The sequence below is a fragment of the Stenotrophomonas sp. VV52 genome, assembly GCF_002893095.1.
Classification (GTDB): Bacteria; Pseudomonadota; Gammaproteobacteria; order Xanthomonadales; family Xanthomonadaceae; genus Stenotrophomonas; species Stenotrophomonas aracearum.
Window position 1 is genome coordinate 186,493 of sequence record NZ_PKQQ01000006.1, and the last position, 17,629, is coordinate 204,121.

Here is a 17,629-nt window from a genome sequence, read left to right on the forward strand (position 1 = left end):
AGGATGGGCCTTCAGGTTTCGGTCGGACGGGTCTGGCGCAGGAAGTGTCCCGTCACCAGCCACGCGCCCAGCCAGCCCAGCACGACGGTGCCGACCAGCACGAGCGAGGAATGCAGCAGGTCCAGCCCGTGCAGCACGAACGGGCTGGCATAACTTTGCGACAACGCGGCCAGCGGCGGGCGCAGGGCCAGGCCGGCTCCGCCGACCAGTGCCAGCGCCAGCGCGCCGGCGCCCAGGCCATACCACGCGCCCAGGTACAGGAACGGGCGGCGGATGAAGCCGTCGCTGGCGCCCAGCAGCTGCAGCACGCCGATCTCATCGCGGCGTGCCTGGATGTCCAGGCGGACCGTGTTGCCGACCACCAGCGCCGCACCGAGGCCCAGCAGCACCGACAGCACCTGCACCAGGCGCGTGCCGAAGCCCAGCCAGGCGTCCAGGCGCTTGCGCCACAGCGCGTCGTGCTGCACCAGGTCGGCCTGCGGCAGGCTCTCCAGCGATTGCGCCAGGCGCGCATCGTCGGTGCCGTTGGCCGGGGTGATGATCAGCAGCGACGGCAGCGGGTTGTCGTGCAGTGCATCGATCGCCTCGCCCAGGCCCGCGCTGTCGCGCAGTTCGGCCAAGCCTTCGTCCGGCGAACGCAGGGTCACGCCGGCCACGTCGGCACGGCCGCGCAGGGTGTCGGCCACCTGCTTCGCGGCGGCGGCGTCCACGTCGGTTTTCAGGAACAGGTTGATGTCGCGCGACTGCTGCACGCTGCCGGCAAAATGCTTGAGGTTGTCCAGCGCGATCGACAGGCCCAGCGGCAGGGCCAGCGCGAGGGCCATCACCATGATGGTCAGCAGGGTCGCCCACGGCTTGCGCCAGGCGCGGCCCAGGCTGAACACCACGCTGTGGCCGTGGTGGTGCAGCCACACGCCCAGCCGCGACGGCGCGGCGGCTTCCTTGTTGGTGGCGGTACTCATTCGGCCAGGTCCTGCGGCGAGATGTCGTCGATCAGTTTGCCGTGGTCCAGGATCAGCACGCGCTTGCGCATGGCGCGCAGCAGCGCCAGGTCGTGGCTGACCACCAGCACGCTGGTGCCGCGCGCGGGCAGTTCGGCAAACAGCGCCATGATTTCCGCAGCCAGGGTCGGGTCGAGATTGCCGGTGGGTTCGTCGGCAACCAGCAGCTTGGGTTCGCCGACGATTGCACGGGCGATGCCGACGCGCTGCTGCTCACCGGCCGAGAGCTGCGAAGGCAACGCCTTTTCGCGGTGGCCCAGGCCCATGCGTTCGAGCACCGAGCGCACCCGCTTGCCGATGTCGGCGCGCCGGGTACCGCGCAGGATCAGCGGCAGTGCGACGTTCTCGGCGATGCTGCGGTCCATCAACAGGCGATGGTCCTGGTAGACCGCGCCGACCGCACGGCGGTGGTGCGGGATGTCGCCGCCGCGCACCTTGAGCAGGTTGCGTTCGTCGAACACCACCGCGCCACGGCTGGGCCGCTCGTCGAGATGGATCAACTTGAGCAGCGTGCTCTTGCCGGCACCGGAGTGCCCGGTAACGAACAGCATTTCGCCGGGCGCAACTTCGAAGCTGACGTCCACCAGTGCCTGGTGGCCGCCCGCATAGTGTTTGCTGACATTGTCAAAACGCAGGACGCTCATTCCCCGATTATGCAGGAGCGAAGCGACGGCGTGGGGATGCGGTGGCGCCCGTCCAACCGTTGGGCACCACCGTTGATCGGTCAGCTGCCCGAGAGCATGCGGCGGATCTTGCGGCCGATGCGGGTCAGGAACGAAGCGCCCGGGTCCGCAGCCGGCGCCGGGTTGCGCATCGACCTGGCGGTGACCTGCACCGGCGTCACCGGCTGGCCAGCGCCGCCTTCGGCGGTTGCGCCTTCGACCGGACGGCCGTGGCGACGACGACGGCGCTTGCGCGGTGCGCGCTCGCCTTCCACTGCCGGGCTGTTGGCGGCGGAGGGGGCACCGGCCTGCGCCGGCTGCTGCGGCTTCGGCGCGCCTTCGGTAGCCGGCTGCTCGCCTTCCACGCGCGGCTTGCGCTCGCGACGCGGTTTGCCATCGCTGCTGCGCTCGCCCGGGCCGCGGCGTTCGCCACGACCACCGGAGGGCTTGCCACCGCGGCTGCTGCCACCGCCACGGCGCTGTTCTTCGGCGGCACGCGCTTCGCGCGCCTCGCGGAAGATCTGGCCCACGCTCTCGTTGTCGTCGGCTTCGCCTTCCGGCAGCGGCGCGCGCTCGGGGCGCGGCAGCGCGGTCAGCAGTTCGCTGGTGACCGCTTCGACCGGGATCTTCTGCTCGATGTAGGCCTCGATGTCCGGCAGGCCCATCGCGTAGCGCTCGCACGCGAAGCTGATCGCATCGCCTTCCTCGCCCAGGCGGGCGGTACGGCCGATGCGGTGCACGTAGTCTTCGGCGTCGAACGGCAGGTCGTAGTTGTAGACGTACTTGATGCCGTCGATGTGCAGGCCGCGCGCGGCCACGTCGGTGGCCACCAGGATTTCCAGCTGGCCCTTCTGGAAGCGGTTGAGCAGGCTCTCGCGCTTCTTCTGTGGCACGTCGCCGGACAGCACGCCGACGCGGTAGCCGGCCTTCTCCAGCGAACGCGCCACGCGCTCGACGAACACCTTGGTGTTGACGAACACCATGGTGCGCGCGCCTTCGCTGCGCGACAGCAGGCCCAGCAGCAGCGGGATCTTCTCTTCGTCGGCCGGGAAGTAGATGCGCTGGCGCACCCGTGCGGCGGTGATCGACTCGCTTTCCACCACCAGCTTCTGCGGCTCGTTCATGTGCTCATAGGCCAGCTCCAGCACGCGGTGGCTGAGCGTGGCGCTGAACAGCAGGGTCTGGCGCGTGGTGCGCTCGGGCATGCGGCGCAGCAGGAAGCGGATGTCCTTGATGAAGCCCAGGTCGAACATGCGGTCGGCTTCGTCGAGCACGCAGATTTCGCAGGCGTGCAGCGACACCACCTTGTGCTGCTTGACGTAATCGATCAGGCGGCCCGGGGTGGCGATGATGACGTCCACGCCCTGCTGCAGCAGTTCGCGCTGCTTGTCGTAATCCACGCCGCCGTAGACCAGCGCGAAGCGCAGGCCCAGCTCCGAACCGAACTTCACCGCGTCCTTGTGGATCTGGATGGCCAGTTCACGGGTCGGCGCCAGGATCAGCGCGCGCGGATCTTCCGGCTTGCGGTCGGCCAGCGCCGGGCGGGTCAGCAGGCGGTTCACTACCGCAACCAGGAACGCCAGCGTCTTGCCGGTGCCGGTCTGTGCCTGGCCGGCCACGTCGCCACCGGGCAATGCCACCGGAAGGGTCAGCGCCTGGATCGGGGTGCAGCGGGTGAAACCAGCGCCTTCAAGGCCCGCCTGCAGGGCCGGATGCAGCTCGAAGGAGGAGAAAGTCAAATCGGTCAGCGGTTTGTCGCTCATGAGTCCGTCTTGGTAAGGCCAGCCGACGAAGAGCGGGTGGCTTGCAATCTTGGGGGGCACCGTCGCCACTGCGGGCCCTGCGCCGGGGAAGGCGGAGGCCGGACCCAACCGGGTCCCGGGGCACCGCACAATGACCCAGTTTAGCGCAAACCCGCCCGGATACCGGCCCACCCCGTCGCACACCCCATTGCGACGAACTCAAACCTGTCGTCGGGCGTCCATCCCGCGTAGCGACACGCCACGCGTGTCCCACGGAAATCCCCCGAAGCCGGCCTCTTCATTCCCCCAACCCCCAGTTGAACGCCGGCCTCCACCAGGCTGGAACCGCCAAACCCACCCCCCACATAGCTAGAGCCACCCCCGGCAAAGCGCGACGACTGTCACAGGACAAATCTTTCCAACCGGCACCTGCCACCCCGCGACGATAGGGGTACACTGCCGGCCGTGAGCGTCCAGGCATCCATCGGGCGCACCGCCGGCGACCCCAGGGGGAACGAGGCAGCAGAGCGGATGAGGCCTTGAATGGCCACGTCCAGGTGCACTCCAAAACGAGAGACCAAGATGAGCGACAAGGTTGTACACGTCGGCGACGCCGACTTCGATAGCACCGTATTGAGTTCCAAGGAACCGGTCCTGGTCGATTTCTGGGCCGAATGGTGTGGTCCCTGCAAGATGATCGCCCCGGCCCTGGACGAACTGGCCGACGCCTACGATGGCCGCGCCAAGATCGTGAAGGTCAACGTCGACCAGAGCCGCGCCCTGGCCGCCAAGTACCACGTCCGTTCGATCCCGTACCTGGTGGTGTTCAAGGACGGCGAGAAGGTCGGTGAGCAGATCGGCGCAGTGGGCAAGGCCCAGCTGGCGGGCCTGATCGACCGGGCCCTGGCCTGATCCACCCCGGCAGCCGGCCACGACCGGCTGCCCCCCGCGGGCCCCACGCCCGCATGAATGACCCTGCCCCACCCGGCTTGCGCGCCGCCGCGAGCCGGTGTTAGTGTCGGCACATCCGGCCGCATTCGCGTGCCGCATCTTCTGGACGACGTTTCTTTCCAGAATCCCTTCCCAACGTTCGCCGCCCTGCCGGGCGCTCGCACCTTCCAGCGAGGAATTCAGCACTTGTCCGATATCACTACTTCCGAACCCGGGAGCGCCGACGCGCCCGCCGAGAAGCGCGTGCGCAAGCCGCGCGTCGCCAAGGCCGCTGCTCCCAGCGCCGACACCGGGTCCACCCCCGCCCAGAACGCCCTGCCCCTGGCTGCCGCGCCCGCCGCGCCGGCGCCGGCTGCTCCGGCACCTGTGCAGGCGCCTCCGGCACCGGCCGCGTCCAGCGGCGATGCCCCGGCCCCGCAGGGCGGTGGCCAGGACGCCGGCGACGGCGGCCAGCGCAACAACAACAGCAACAACAACCAGCAGGGCGGGCAGAACCCGTACCAGCAGGGCCAGAACCAGGGCGGCCAGAACCAGGGCCAGGGCCAGGGCAACCGCCGCGACCGCTTCCGCAATCGCCGTGACCGCGACCGCAATCGCGGCGGCGGCGGTGGCTACCGCGACGACGGCATGCCGCAGGACAATGGCGAGCAGCAGCCGTTCGTGCGTACCCAGCAGGCCAACGTGCCCGAAGGCTTCCCGGTCTACTCGCTGAGCGACCTCAAGCGCATGCCGGCGCAGAAGCTGCTGGACATTGCCGACCAGCTGCAGATTTCCGAGGGCGTGGCCCGTGCCCGCAAGCAGGACGTCATCTTCGCCCTGCTCAAGGTGCTCACCCGCCATGGCGACGGCGTTGCCGCCGACGGCGTGCTGGAAATCCTGCCGGACGGTTTCGGCTTCCTCCGCGCGGCCGAAGCCAGCTACCTGGCCGGCCCGGACGACACCTACATCTCGCCCAGCCAGATCCGTCGCTTCAACCTGCGCACCGGCGACCACCTGTCCGGCCGCATCCGTTTCCCGAAGGACGGCGAGCGCTACTTCGCGCTCTCGATCGTGGACACCATCAACGGTGAGCCGCTGGAAGCGTCCAAGAACAAGGTGCTGTTCGAGAACCTCACCCCCCTGTTCCCGCGCAAGCGCTTCACCCTGGAACGCGGCAACGGCTCGTCCGAAGACATCACCGGCCGCATCCTCGACCTGATGGCGCCGCAGGGCAAGGGCCAGCGTGCGCTGATCGTCTCTCCGCCGAAGGCCGGCAAGACGATGATGATGCAGCAGGTGGCGACGGCGATCACCACCAACCATCCGGAAGTGCACATGATCGTGCTGCTCATCGACGAGCGCCCGGAAGAAGTGACCGAAATGCAGCGCACCGTGCGCGGCGAAGTCATCAGCTCCACCTTCGACGAGCCGGCCGCCCGTCACGTGCAGGTTGCCGAAATGGTGATCGAGCGTGCCAAGCGCCTGGTGGAACACAAGAAGGACGTGGTGATCCTGCTCGACTCGATCACCCGCCTGGCCCGTGCCTACAACAACGTGGTGCCCAGCTCCGGCAAGGTGCTCACCGGCGGCGTGGACGCCAACGCCCTGCACCGCCCGAAGCGCTTCTTCGGTGCCGCGCGCAACGTGGAGGAAGGCGGCAGCCTGACCATCATCGCCACTGCGCTGGTCGACACCGGCAGCAAGATGGACGAAGTGATCTACGAAGAGTTCAAGGGCACCGGCAACAGCGAAGTGCACCTGAACCGTCGCATCACTGAAAAGCGCGTCTACCCGGCCATCGACATCAACCGTTCCGGCACCCGCCGCGAAGACCTGCTGATCGAACCGGAGCTGCTGCAGAAGATCTGGATCCTGCGCAAGCTGCTGCACCCGATGGACGAAATCGCTGCGATGGAGTTCCTGCTGGACAAGATGAAGAACACCAAGTCCAACGACGAGTTCTTCGGTTCGATGAAGCGCTGATCGGCGCGGCTGTCGAAACAGAAAGGGCCCCGCTTCGGCGGGGCTTTTTTTGTCTTTGCACCGGGCGAATTCCCCCCACGGTCCAAACGATACAGGCCCGAAATACGCCACTCCTTGAACAAACTCCCATATTTGCCAGATGCGCGATTCTTGAAAGCTTCCGAGCGCGAACGTGCACAAGGATGTGCAGAGTTGCTGCGCGCTTGATCGCAGCCGCCAGAGCGAAAACTTCCAGGGAGTCAAACGCATGGGATGTTCGAATCGGGGCAGTACCTGCGGTATCGGGTTCGCGTTGGCGACAGTTCTATTGCCCCTTGTGTTGACCATGCCTGAAGTCGAAGCCAAGGAGTGGCGCAAAAAGTCCTTTGCCGTCCGATACCTGGCCAACAGTAGAGCTGGCAGCTTTTCCGGCGGCCGCTCTGGAAACGACGACATCACGAACTTCGAAACCATGTTCGTGAGACCGCCGTACGTGTCCATCCCGATAACCCGCCCGATGGTGTCGCTCAGCCCAGGCATGCCTGCCGAATCGGAACGCGTGTTCCGTCGCACCCAGACCAGCAGGGAACAGGAGAGCGACGACCGCAGCGGCTGCCCGGATGACGAGAGCGCAGGAAATCCGGTGGTGCTCTACACAGGCAACAAGACTGAGAGCGAACTGGACTTCGCCAGCCACGGCGAGATGGGCTTGTTCCTTCAGCGAACCTACAACCATCACTGGAGCGCTACGGGCATATTTGGTGGGCACTGGATCAGCAACTTCGATTACTCGCTGGCATTCTCCGCTGCCGGCGCCATCGCCTGGGTGCAGTATCCCGACGGACGCCGGATCAAGTTCCTGCGTGTTGGCGGCACTGATCGCTGGAATGAAGACAAGCCCGGCCCTGTCGCCTACCTGCTTCGTGACAGCGACAGCTCCTACACAGTGCACAATGAAGGCGGCGGAAGCGAGACCTTCAACGCTGACGGGTACGTTACCCGGCTGATGAACGAGCAGGGTGTTGCCTGGGATTTCACTTACAGCGACAAGTACCTGCAACAGGTCACTCATTCGTCGGGGCGCAGCGTCCGCTTCACCTGGACAAACGGTCAGCTGAGCCAGGTAACCGACCCCGCCGGGGCCATCTATCGGTACACCTACACGGGCAATGTATTCGGTTCGGGGCAGTCGCGGCTGGCCAGCACTACCCTGCCTGGACAGCCCGACACCGTACTGACCTATCACTACGAAGATCCGCGCCATCCGGGTGGCCTGACCGGCAAGTCGATCAACGGCACGCGCTACTCCACCTTTGCATACGACGCGAATCGCCGCACGGTGCTTACCGAGCATCATGGCGGCGTGGAGCGTCATGAGTTCCGTTACAACGTCGAGTCAAGCCAGCCCGTGCGACGCCCGCCCGCTCCCGCCCGGCCGGGTGGCGCATTGCAGGGGGAGGCACCGGGGTGGTGCGAGCACGGGCCGGACGGTCGCATCTGTTACGTGCCCTGGTCGCTTCCCGGCGGGGAAGTGGCCTTGCGCAACGCCACCGTCCAGCGGCCGGTCAAGATGAGCGTCACGGTTACCAATCCACTGGGTCGCAGCACCACCCATCGCTTCGAGGACGGCCGAAAGCTCAGCGTGCAGGGAACCGCTTCTCCGCTCTGCGCCGGAAGCTACAAGGAGCAGACCTATGACGCGAATGGCAATCCCGATCTGGTTCATGACTTTGCAAACAGCCTGACCGACTTCGACTACAACGCAGAGGGCCAGCGGATCCGCATGGCGGAAGCTGCGGGTACACCGGAGCAACGCGTCACCACGTATACCTGGGACAGCACGCACAATCGCCTGCTCACCGAACGGATCGAAGGCGAGCGGGAGATTGTCTACGGCTACGACCCCCGTGGCAGGGTCAGCTCGGAGATCGTACGCGATCTCTCCGGCGCCGCCACCGCAGGTGCAAGCGAGATGCGAACGACCATCGCCTACAGCTACCACTCCAACAACATCACTGCCACAGCCACGGTGGATGGTCCGCTGCCGCAGGACAGCGTAACCCTGTCCTTCAATCCCCAAGGGGACCTGGTCAGCGTTACCGATGGACTTGGGCACTCCACGGCCTACGCTGGCCACAACGGGCGTGGCCAGCCCGGCACCATCACCGGCTCCAACGGAGACGTACTGGAACTGACCTACGACACCCGCGGGCGAGTGGTGTCACGCCGCCAACGGGACGGCAGCCTGTCGGCGACCACCGCCATCACCTACAACGGCCCGGGCATGGTCTCCAGCGTCACAGGCCCGGACGGCAACGTTGTGCACTACGGCTATGATGCCGCCCTCCGTCGCGTGAGCGAGACCGTGCCGCTGAAGGACGGCACCTACCGCTGGACCCGCTACAGCCACGACGCCGCCTCCAACCTTACGCGCAGCCAGGTTACACAGACCGACTACCCGTTCGGCACATCGGTGACCGGCCGCGTGGAAGGGGTAACGCACGATGCGGCATGGCAATGGTCCGTGGTCGGCTGGGCATGCACCACTGGCAGCAGCAAGTCCATCACGGTGCAGGCCAACGTCGAGTCGGGACAAGCTCTAGCCACTGGAACGGCCAACCTGGCCAGCGAACAGGCGGTGGGCCACGCATGCCAGTCTGGCGGTAGCGCGCACCGGTTCGCGCTTCCCATCACCGTTGCACAGCGCCAGCAGTTCGGTGGTCAACGGATCGTAGTGCAGGGAGTTTCCCCACAGGGCGTGTCCCACAACGTGATGCTCGACGGCTCAAGTGCACACGCCGTTCCCACCGCGCCGGTTACCGGAGACGTTCTGGGTGTCACCCGGGACGGAGAGTGGAACTACTTTGTCGAGGGCTGGGCGTGCTCGATCGGCGTCAACTCACCAATAGACGTACACATCTACATGGGCGGTCCTGCCGGCAGCGGCACAGGCGTGGCATCGGGCCGGGCCGACCACGCGACGGGGCCGGACATCGCCAACGCTTGCCAGGCGCAAGGGACTGCTTACCGATTCCGGGTTCACCTGAACGACCACATCCGCACTAACCATGCCAACCAGGGCATCCACGTGCACGCCATCTCGCCTGCAGGCGGCGCCAACCTCGTCATTGGCAATGCGGGCACCTACAGCGCTCCCGCCATTGTTCGCACCGCCGACTTCATCAGTTTCGCGCCTTCGCCTTCGTTGATCTACAACGGCGAACAATCCGTACTCACAGCACACCTGCGCAACACCGGCAACGTCGTCTGGCACGGCGACACATACCTGGCGTGGGGAAGACATGCATTCACCGATCATCAGCTGCTTCCGCACTCCGTCCACCCTGGGCAGGACGTCGTCATTCGCTGGCCAGTTTCGCCAACCCATCCCGGCAGTGGCGTCACCCGCATCATGTACATGTCCACACTTTCGCGCGGGGGCGTCGCCTGGGGACCACGCGGGAACACCGCCGTAGAGGTCGAGAACCGTCGACCCATCTGCCGCCCCGGCAACCCCGCCTGCACTGTCCCGTGGGATGTGCCCCAGGAAGGAGCTCCCTGATGTCGACCGCGATGATTGCCCTCTTGGGCCTGAGCAATGTGGTGGCCACCGTTCACTACGAGTACGATGAGATGAGCCGGTTGATCGCCCAGCGTGGTTCCAGCGGCCAGCACGTGCGCTACGAGTACGACATGGAGAATCGGGTCACCCAGGTGACCGACGCGCAGAACCGTACTACCCGGATGCAGTATGACGCCCTCGGGCGAATGACCACCCAGATCGATGCCCACGGCGGCACCAGCCACTTCGCCTACGACCTGGGCAATCGCATTACCCAGGTCACCGATCCGCGAGGGCTGGCTACGCGCTACCGTTACGATGGCCTGGGACTGCTATGGTCGCAGCAGAGTCCGGACACCGGCGCCACCGACCACGCGTATGATGCCGCCGGACTGCGCATCGCCACGATCCGCAACGACGGCAGCGAAGTACTCTACACCTACGACGGCGCTGGGAGGCTGGTCCAGGCCAGTGCAGAAGGACAGGTACAGACGTTCTCATACGATGCCTGTCCAGGCGGCAAGGGCCGGCTGTGCACAGCCACTTCGCCCGGCCTGATCAGCGCCTTCGCCTACACGGGCGATGGAAGGCTCCTGGAGCGGCGCGATGCCATCCAGGCCGCCGACGGCGTGTCGGAGGGAAGCACCCGCTACGGTTATGACGGGACTGGTCGTCTCGCGCGGATCGACTATCCCAGTGGAGCCACGGCAAACTATGGCTACTCCGCCGATGGATACCCCGATACGCTGACACTCACCAGCGACGGCACCATCCACAGCGTGGTGAAGCACACGCTTCGATCGGCACTGGGCAGCCGGCGCGCGATGACCTACGGCAATGGCCTGTGGCGGGGCTACAACCACGACCTGAGTGGGCGTGTCACCGCCATGTCGGTCCGCCGCCCCGACGGCGGCGCACTCAGCTACTGGGACTATCTTTACAGCCCGGACAATGAGATAGCCGGCATCGCCGATGCTGTCGATCCCGCCCTCAGCCAAACCCTGGGCTACGATGGTCTGGGCCGACTCAATCGCGTTCTACGCTACAACGTCGACAACCGGCTGACCTACGATGCGGGCGGCAACTACACCAGCCACCAGGCCGGTGCGCAGCTGAGTCGCTACACCATCGACTCGTTGTCGAACCGGACGCAGGAACACCTGCACCCCGAGCGCACAACGCGGTACCAGTACGACGCACTCGGCAATCGCATCAGTGACGTCAGCCAGGGGCACACGCAGACCTACAGTTACAACGGCTTCAACCGAATGGAGCAGAGCAACGTCAATGGGAGGACGACGGACTATCTGGTGAACTCGCAGGGGCAGCGCGTAGCAAAGTCGAACGAAGACATCACCCGATACTTCTACACCGGACAGAACCAGCTTCTTGCCGAGCAGAGCAACGGCCGGTGGAGCGACTATCTATGGTTCGACGGCGAGCTGGTCGGCCTGTTCCGCGACGGCCGCCTCAACTACATCCACAACGACCATCTTGGACGCCCGGACTTTGTCACCAATGCGACCCAGCAGACCGTCTGGAAAGCTTACAACTACGCCTATGGCCGCAGTGTGACCCAGGATGACATAGGTGGGCTCAACCTTGGCTTCCCGGGTCAATACCACGATGAGGAAACCGGTCTCTGGTACAACGGGTTCCGCGACTACGATGCAGCGACCGGCCGGTACATCCAGAGCGACCCCATTGGTCTGGCGGGTGGATTGAACACCTATGCCTATGCGCTGGGCAATCCAGTCACGTGGACCGACCCGTTGGGATTGGATGTGATGCTGTGTGGACAGCCTGCCTTCGGTGGACGAATACCTGTCGATCATCAGTGGATCAAAACGTCGTCGCGCGAAGCTGGGATGGGCACCGCAAAAGCGGGAGCGGATGCGGGAAATCAGAAGGGTGATAGGTACGGAGACCCAGTGACGGTAGTTGACCACAGCACGCGGAACGTAGACAGGACGTTGAGCTGCAGGAAGGTTGATGGCGTGGACGAAGAGTTAGTGAACGCGCAACTTTCTGAGGACAGGGACCTTGGCCGCTGGACGTACGACAACCAATGCAGGACGTTCACCACCCAGGTCCTTTGGAACGCGAGGATCATCACACCCGAAGAGGCACAAGCAATCAGTGAAAGGAACGAACGGCTGATCCACTCAAAGGTTCCGGGTCTGCGATGAACACACCATCGATCAAAGCAATGAGCATTGTTTTCGTCTCAGCCATCCTCGCAGGGTGCAGAGTGTCACCCTTTCCCGACAGCTCCCGGGATGCGGACGTTCTTGCGGAGCAGAAGCAGCACTGCGAACCACCGTCTGTTGAGATAGTGAAGGGCTGGGGGATGAACGGAGTTTCGACTGGTTGTTATATCCAGATCGGTGATTTTTCCGTAGCCAAGGACGGATACATTCAACTCAGGGGGCACTACGCGGGCGGAAGAAGAACCGGAAAGTGGCGATGGTTCACGCCTGACGGGAATGTCATGAACGAAGTTGAGTACCGCCCGTCCGATGTGCCAGAGGAAGGCTCGAGCGATGGCCCTTACATCAGCGCCACCAACATGTATCAACGGCCCGGCCGTGGTGACTATGTCGAGATCCTGCACCAGGAGGAGATCAGCTGTCCCACTCCGGCAGTGAAGATGTTGCGCCCATGGAGCAACGGAAACTCCATAGGATGCTACGTCAAGCATGGAACGTTCTATTACGTGGAGGGCAGCTATCTCCACATCCAGGCGAAGTATGTGGATGGAAGGGAAGCAGGCATCTGGACCGTGTATGAAGAGGATGGAAGGGTGCACAGAACGATCGCGCACTGATCTATCCGACTGTGCCACATCCCCAACCATTGAACGACGAAGATGAAAATCCTGCCTTACAACGCCATGTTTTTTTTGGGAATCTCCACCAGCCTGACCGGCTGCGGAATGTCGTTCTTCCCAGACAACTCCCGTGACATGGAAGTACTTGCCGCCCAGGATGTTGCCTGTGAGCCTCCGTCCATTGAGATTGTGAAGGATTGGGGATTCAACGGGGTTTCATCCGGCTGCTACATTCAGGTCGGACGCGTCTCCGCATCCAGGGACGGTCACGTCTACTTGAGAGGCCAGTACTTGAACGGACAGCGGACCGGTACGTGGCGTTGGTTAGCTTCTGATGGGGGACTGTTGAAAGAGTCCAACTACGACCAGAGCAATATGGAGAACAAGCATTCCAACTTGTATGTGGAGGGCACGGATAGCGAGGCGTTCCTCCGCCAAGGACTCGACAATCAGTTCGAAGTACTCGAAAGAGAACCCATCGAGTGCACGCCACCTGCTGTCAAGATGCTACGACCGTGGGAGGGCGGGAGTTCGGTAGGGTGCTACATCAGGCACGGCACGTCCCTCGCCATCGAGGGAAGCTACCTGCGCTTCCGCGGGCAGTACGCCAATGGGACGCAATCAGGGGTGTGGCACTACTACGACGAGAAGGGTCGCGTGTCTCACACCTTGAAGTACTGAGGACATTCCTATCGCTGGCGGCAGATGAGACTCAGGGTCGCATGCGATCCAGCAGTGGGCCAAAGTGAAGTGAACCCGGCGCTGCCACCGGGTCCAGCGGAGCGCCCGCTGCTGGCTCCACTTGCTCGACTGGGGTCTCCTCCCGCCCGGCCAACACATCCCCGTCCCCATCCCCATGCTCGAACCCGATCCCCACCCTGATCATCGTAGATACGGCGACCAGGATGAGCAGCGACAGCCCACCCAGCACATGCATCAGCGTCACATCGGTCTCCCCGCGCCTGTGTAGGCCACACGCTACCGATCACGCGAAAAGCATCCTCTGCAACAACTCCCATTTTTGCGGTGAACACGACACAAACCGTCGGTAGAGCCGGGCTCTGCCCGGCTCCGCAGAATGCCAAAGCGGCCGGGCAGAGCCCGGCGCTACGGTCTTACCTGCAGGCCACTACGCCTTCCGCCTTGTCGGCCTTCGCTGCAACGCGCACCTGGGTGAATGCCGCTGCAAACGGCTTGTCGGCGGTGACCACGAACGGCGCTTCCACCGCGCCCAGGTCTACGCCCTTGCTGGCGAAGCAGGCCAGCGGGATGGTCACGGTGCGTTTCTGGCCCGGTTGCAGCGAGGCCAGGGTCGAGGCGATGTCCACGCCGCCTTCGCAGCCGGTACCGCACTGCATGGTCACCTTTACCGCCGACGCCGGCGGGTGCTGCACCATCACGTCGAACTGCAGGGCGCCGTTGCTGCGCGCCAGCGCGCTCAGGTTGCGCCGCGAGGTGCTGCGTGCGATCAGCTGCGCCGGGGCAAGCCAGGTCACTTCGCGCGCGTCCTGCTGGGTGTTGATCTGGACGGTACGCACGTCGGCCACCGGCTTCTCCTTCGGCCAGCGCAGGCTGGCGTTGAGGTCGTTGCCGAGCGGCTGGGTGGCGCCGTTGGCCGCGATGTGCAGCGAGAACGGTGCGGCGTCCAGGCGGTTGAAGATCGGCAGGGTGGTCACTTCGCCGCAATGGTCCGGGTTGGCCTCCGGCAGGCGCGCGACCTGCGCCGGCTGCGCGTAGCTCAGGCCGTAGCCAAGCTTGAACAGCGGCGGGCGCTTCGGGTCCGGGCGGTCGATCGGCGCCGGGCATGGCACACCCGGCCACGGGAAGCTCAGCCGGCCGGTGAAGTCATGCGCCGCCTTGCCGTCCTTGCCGGCCACCAGCACGTCGGTAACGCCCTTGCCTTCGGAACCCGGCAGCCACGCGGCGACGAACGCCTGCGAGAGATTGAGCAGGTCGTTGGTGTACATCGGACGGCCGGAGAAGTACACGGTGACCACCGGCTTGCCGGCGGCGGCCGCCGCCTTCAGCACAGCCAGGTCCTTGGGCTGCGCACGGCTGTGGCTGACCGTGTCCGAGGCGAGGATGTCGCCGTTGGTTTCGGCGTACGGCGTTTCGCCGATCACCGCCACCACCACGTCGAACTGCGTGGCGTCGATGTCTTCCGCATCGGCATTGAACGTGACCTGCGCTGCGCCCAGTTCTGCGCGCAGCGCGCCCAGCACCGAGTCGGCGTTGGGGAAGTCGGCATTGGTGTTCTCGGTGCCCTGCCAGGTCAGCGACCAGCCACCGGCCTGGTTGGAGAGGTTGTCGGCGCTTTCACCGACCACCAGCACCCGTGCGTTGCGCTTGAGCGGCAGCACCTTGTCCTGGTTCTTCAGCAGCACCAGCGATTCGCGCACCGCTTCGCGCGCCAGCGCGCGGTGCTGCACGGCTGCGCTGTCGCCGGCGAACCGGCTGTCCGAGGGCTTGTGGTCGAACAGGCCGGCACGCAGCTTGACCCGCAGGATGCGGGTCACCGCATCGTCGATACGGGCCATGGGAATCTCACCGCTCTCTACCTGGGCCATGGTGTTGGCGATGAACGCCTTCCAGTCGTCGGGCACCATCACCATATCGATGCCGGCATTGATCGCCTGCGCACAGCTGTCGTTGCGGCACCCGGGCACCTGTGCGATGCCGTTCCAGTCGGACACCACGAAGCCATCGAAGCCCATCTTGTCCTTCAGCGCGCCGGTGAGCAGCGCCTGGCTGCCGTGCATCTTGCCGTAGTCCACGCCGCCGGCGCGGTCGTTCCAGCTGTTGAACGAGGCCATCACGGTCTGTACGCCCTCGCCCAGCGCACCGAAGTAGCCTTGGCCGTGCACGTTGATCATGGTCGCCTTGTCGACCGTGGACTCGCCCTGGTCGCGGCCGTTGTCGGTGGCGCCGTCGCCGATGTAATGCTTGGCGGTGGCCACCACGTTGCCGTCGGCGTTGAAGCGGCCCTGCGCGCCCTTGACGTACGCCGTGGCGAACTCACGCACCACCGCGGGATCGGAAGAGAAGCTTTCGTAGGTACGGCCCCAGCGCGGGTCATGTGCGACCGCCAGGGTCGGCGCGAACACCCAGCCGATGCCGGTGGCACGGGTGGCGGTGCCGGTGGCGGCGCCGATGCGTTCGATCAGCGCTGCATCGCGGGTCGCGCCCAGGCCGATGTTGTGCGGGAACAGGGTGGCGCCGTACACGTTGCTGTGGCCGTGCACGGCGTCGGTGCCCCAGATGACCGGCACCGGGGTTTGCGCGTCGGTGGACAGCGACGCCGCATGATAGGCATCGGCCAGCTTGACCCAGTCGGCCACGCTGGCGTGCTTGTCCATGCCCGGCCACGAACCGCCACCGTTGAGCACCGAGCCGATGTAGTACGTGCGCACCTGCTCCGGGGTGATCTGCTTGATCTCGGGCTGGGTCATCTGCCCGACCTTCTGCGCCAGCGTCATCTCGCCGACGATGGTGCGCACGCGGGCTTCGATGGCTGGGTCCGCAGCGACGGCGCTGGTCACCCGGGGCCAGTCCTGCAGGCGCTCGGCGGCGGAGACGACGGGGGCCTGCGCGGCCAAAGCCGTCAGTACACAGAGGGCAAGAACGGTCTTCCGGGCGCTGCTCACGGACATCTACCTCCAAAGGAAAATCATCGGCAAGGGGGCGGATCGCGGCCGCTTGGGCGCATCCGCTGACAGCGCTGTCATATAAGCCGGGCGTGGCGCTGTCAACCGTTGGCGCACGCCGATGTCCTGCTTTCACCGCCACTGCTGGGCTGGCGCTGTCCGGCGGTGCTGTCCACGGGCCATTGCTGTTGCATCGCCGCATGGAATCGGATGACCGTGCACGAATGCCCCGCGTCGTGGCACCATCCGCTGCGGCCGACCGGCACTTGCAGAGGAACCATCGCACCATGCGTAGTCGTATCGAAGATGTCGCGGCGGTTGCGGGCGTTTCGATCAAGACCGTCTCGCGCGTGCTCAACCATGAGCCCAACGTGCGCGAGGAAACGCGCGAGCGCGTGCTCGCGGCGGTGACGCGGCTGGGCTACAAGCCCAACCTTTCCGCGCGCAGCCTGGCCGGGCAGCGTTCGTATGCGCTGGCGCTGGTGTACAACAATCCCTCGCGCAATTACCTCATGGAAATCCAGAACGGCATGCTGGAAGCCTGCCACGCGCACCACTACAACCTGATCCTGGGGCCGGTGGGCATCGGTCGGCGTACCCTGCCGGACCTGTCGGCGCTGTTCGAGAATTCGCGGCCCGACGGCGTGGTGCTGATTCCGCCGCTGACCGACGATGCCGTGGTGCTGGCCTACCTGGAAGAAAACGAGATTCCGTTTGCCAGCATCGCGCCGCGCCACCCCGAGGGCATCATCGGCGTGCGCATGGACGAGACCACGGCGGTGGTGGAACTGATCGGGCACCTGGTCAAGCAGGGCCACCGGCGCATCGGGCACATCAAGGGCCCGCGCGCGCACGGCGCGTGCCAATGGCGCCTGGCCGGGTACCGCCAGGCGCTCCGCGATGCGGGAATCGAGTACGACCCGAGCCTGGTGGTGAACGGCCAGTTCTCGTTCGAGTCCGGCATCGAAGCTGCCAATGCGCTGCTCGACCTGCCCGAACCGCCCACCGCGATCTTCGCGGCCAACGATGACATGGCGGCCGCCGTGTTCCGCGTGGCCGGGCAGCGCGGGTTGCGCGTGCCGCGCGATCTTTCGGTGTGCGGCTTCGACGACACGCCGATTGCCGGCCACATCTACCCGGCGTTGACCACGGTGCGCCAGCCCACCGACACCATGGGGCGGATCGCCACCGAACAGCTGATCGAACGGATCCGCTCGTCCGGCGCCGGCAGCATGGTCACCGTGGACCATGCGGTGCTGGTGCGTGAGTCCACCCACGCACCGCGCCGCCGCTGAT

At 65.3% G+C, this 17,629-nt stretch carries 11 protein-coding genes; 7 read left to right on the forward strand and 4 right to left on the reverse strand.

All coding sequences use genetic code 11. The features are described 5' to 3' along the window. Positions 1-11: 11 nt before the first annotated feature. The 3 genes from ftsX to rhlB form a co-directional block, all read right to left on the reverse strand. Positions 12-962: a permease-like cell division protein FtsX gene (ftsX, locus tag C2U58_RS11905; protein ID WP_102946049.1), complete on the reverse strand. Its 951-nt coding sequence runs from the start codon at positions 960-962 to the stop codon at positions 12-14. After that, the gene (gene ftsE / locus C2U58_RS11910) at positions 959-1,645 is read right to left on the reverse strand and encodes a cell division ATP-binding protein FtsE (RefSeq protein ID WP_102946050.1); all 687 of its coding nucleotides are present in this window, start codon (positions 1,643-1,645) and stop codon (positions 959-961) included. The genes ftsX and ftsE overlap by 4 nt, the downstream gene beginning before the upstream one ends. Positions 1,646-1,725: 80 nt before the next feature. Continuing rightward, complete coding sequence (rhlB, locus tag C2U58_RS11915; protein ID WP_102946051.1) at positions 1,726-3,426, reverse strand: ATP-dependent RNA helicase RhlB; 1,701 nt, start codon at positions 3,424-3,426, stop codon at positions 1,726-1,728. Positions 3,427-3,987: 561 nt separating this feature from the next. Between rhlB and trxA the strand changes: the two genes are divergently transcribed. The 6 genes from trxA to C2U58_RS11945 all read left to right on the forward strand — a co-directional run bounded on the left by trxA (position 3,988) and on the right by C2U58_RS11945 (position 13,370). Then, entirely contained in the window at positions 3,988-4,317 is a 330-nt protein-coding gene (gene trxA, locus C2U58_RS11920; protein WP_102946052.1) for a thioredoxin, read from the forward strand. A 225-nt stretch (positions 4,318-4,542) separates the two neighbouring features. Continuing rightward, positions 4,543-6,318, forward strand: a complete 1,776-nt coding sequence (rho, locus tag C2U58_RS11925) for a transcription termination factor Rho (protein WP_102946053.1) — start codon at positions 4,543-4,545, stop codon at positions 6,316-6,318. A gap of 325 nt (positions 6,319-6,643) precedes the next feature. Then, positions 6,644-9,859, forward strand: coding sequence for a DUF6531 domain-containing protein (locus C2U58_RS11930; RefSeq protein ID WP_216362399.1), 3,216 nt, complete (start codon positions 6,644-6,646; stop codon positions 9,857-9,859). After that, positions 9,859-12,048 carry an RHS repeat-associated core domain-containing protein gene (locus C2U58_RS11935; RefSeq protein WP_102946054.1) on the forward strand — a complete coding sequence of 730 codons (2,190 nt, stop codon included), beginning with the start codon at positions 9,859-9,861 and terminating at the stop codon, positions 12,046-12,048. The genes C2U58_RS11930 and C2U58_RS11935 overlap by 1 nt, the downstream gene beginning before the upstream one ends. A gap of 20 nt (positions 12,049-12,068) precedes the next feature. Then, positions 12,069-12,686, forward strand: a complete 618-nt coding sequence (locus C2U58_RS19850; RefSeq protein ID WP_146033454.1) for a hypothetical protein — start codon at positions 12,069-12,071, stop codon at positions 12,684-12,686. Positions 12,687-12,728: 42 nt separating this feature from the next. After that, positions 12,729-13,370: a hypothetical protein gene (locus C2U58_RS11945; RefSeq protein ID WP_102946056.1), complete on the forward strand. Its 642-nt coding sequence runs from the start codon at positions 12,729-12,731 to the stop codon at positions 13,368-13,370. A 434-nt stretch (positions 13,371-13,804) separates the two neighbouring features. Here the strand turns inward: C2U58_RS11945 and C2U58_RS11955 are convergent, their stop codons facing one another. Beyond that, on the reverse strand, positions 13,805-16,333 hold the full coding sequence (locus C2U58_RS11955; RefSeq protein WP_102946143.1) for an exo 1,3/1,4-beta-D-glucan glucohydrolase: 2,529 nt from the start codon (positions 16,331-16,333) through the stop codon (positions 13,805-13,807). A 287-nt stretch (positions 16,334-16,620) separates the two neighbouring features. On the opposite strand from C2U58_RS11955, the gene C2U58_RS11960 reads away from it, so the two are divergent. Further along, positions 16,621-17,628 carry a LacI family DNA-binding transcriptional regulator gene (locus C2U58_RS11960; protein ID WP_070209468.1) on the forward strand — a complete coding sequence of 336 codons (1,008 nt, stop codon included), beginning with the start codon at positions 16,621-16,623 and terminating at the stop codon, positions 17,626-17,628. The last annotated feature ends 1 nt before the right edge of the window (position 17,629 follow it).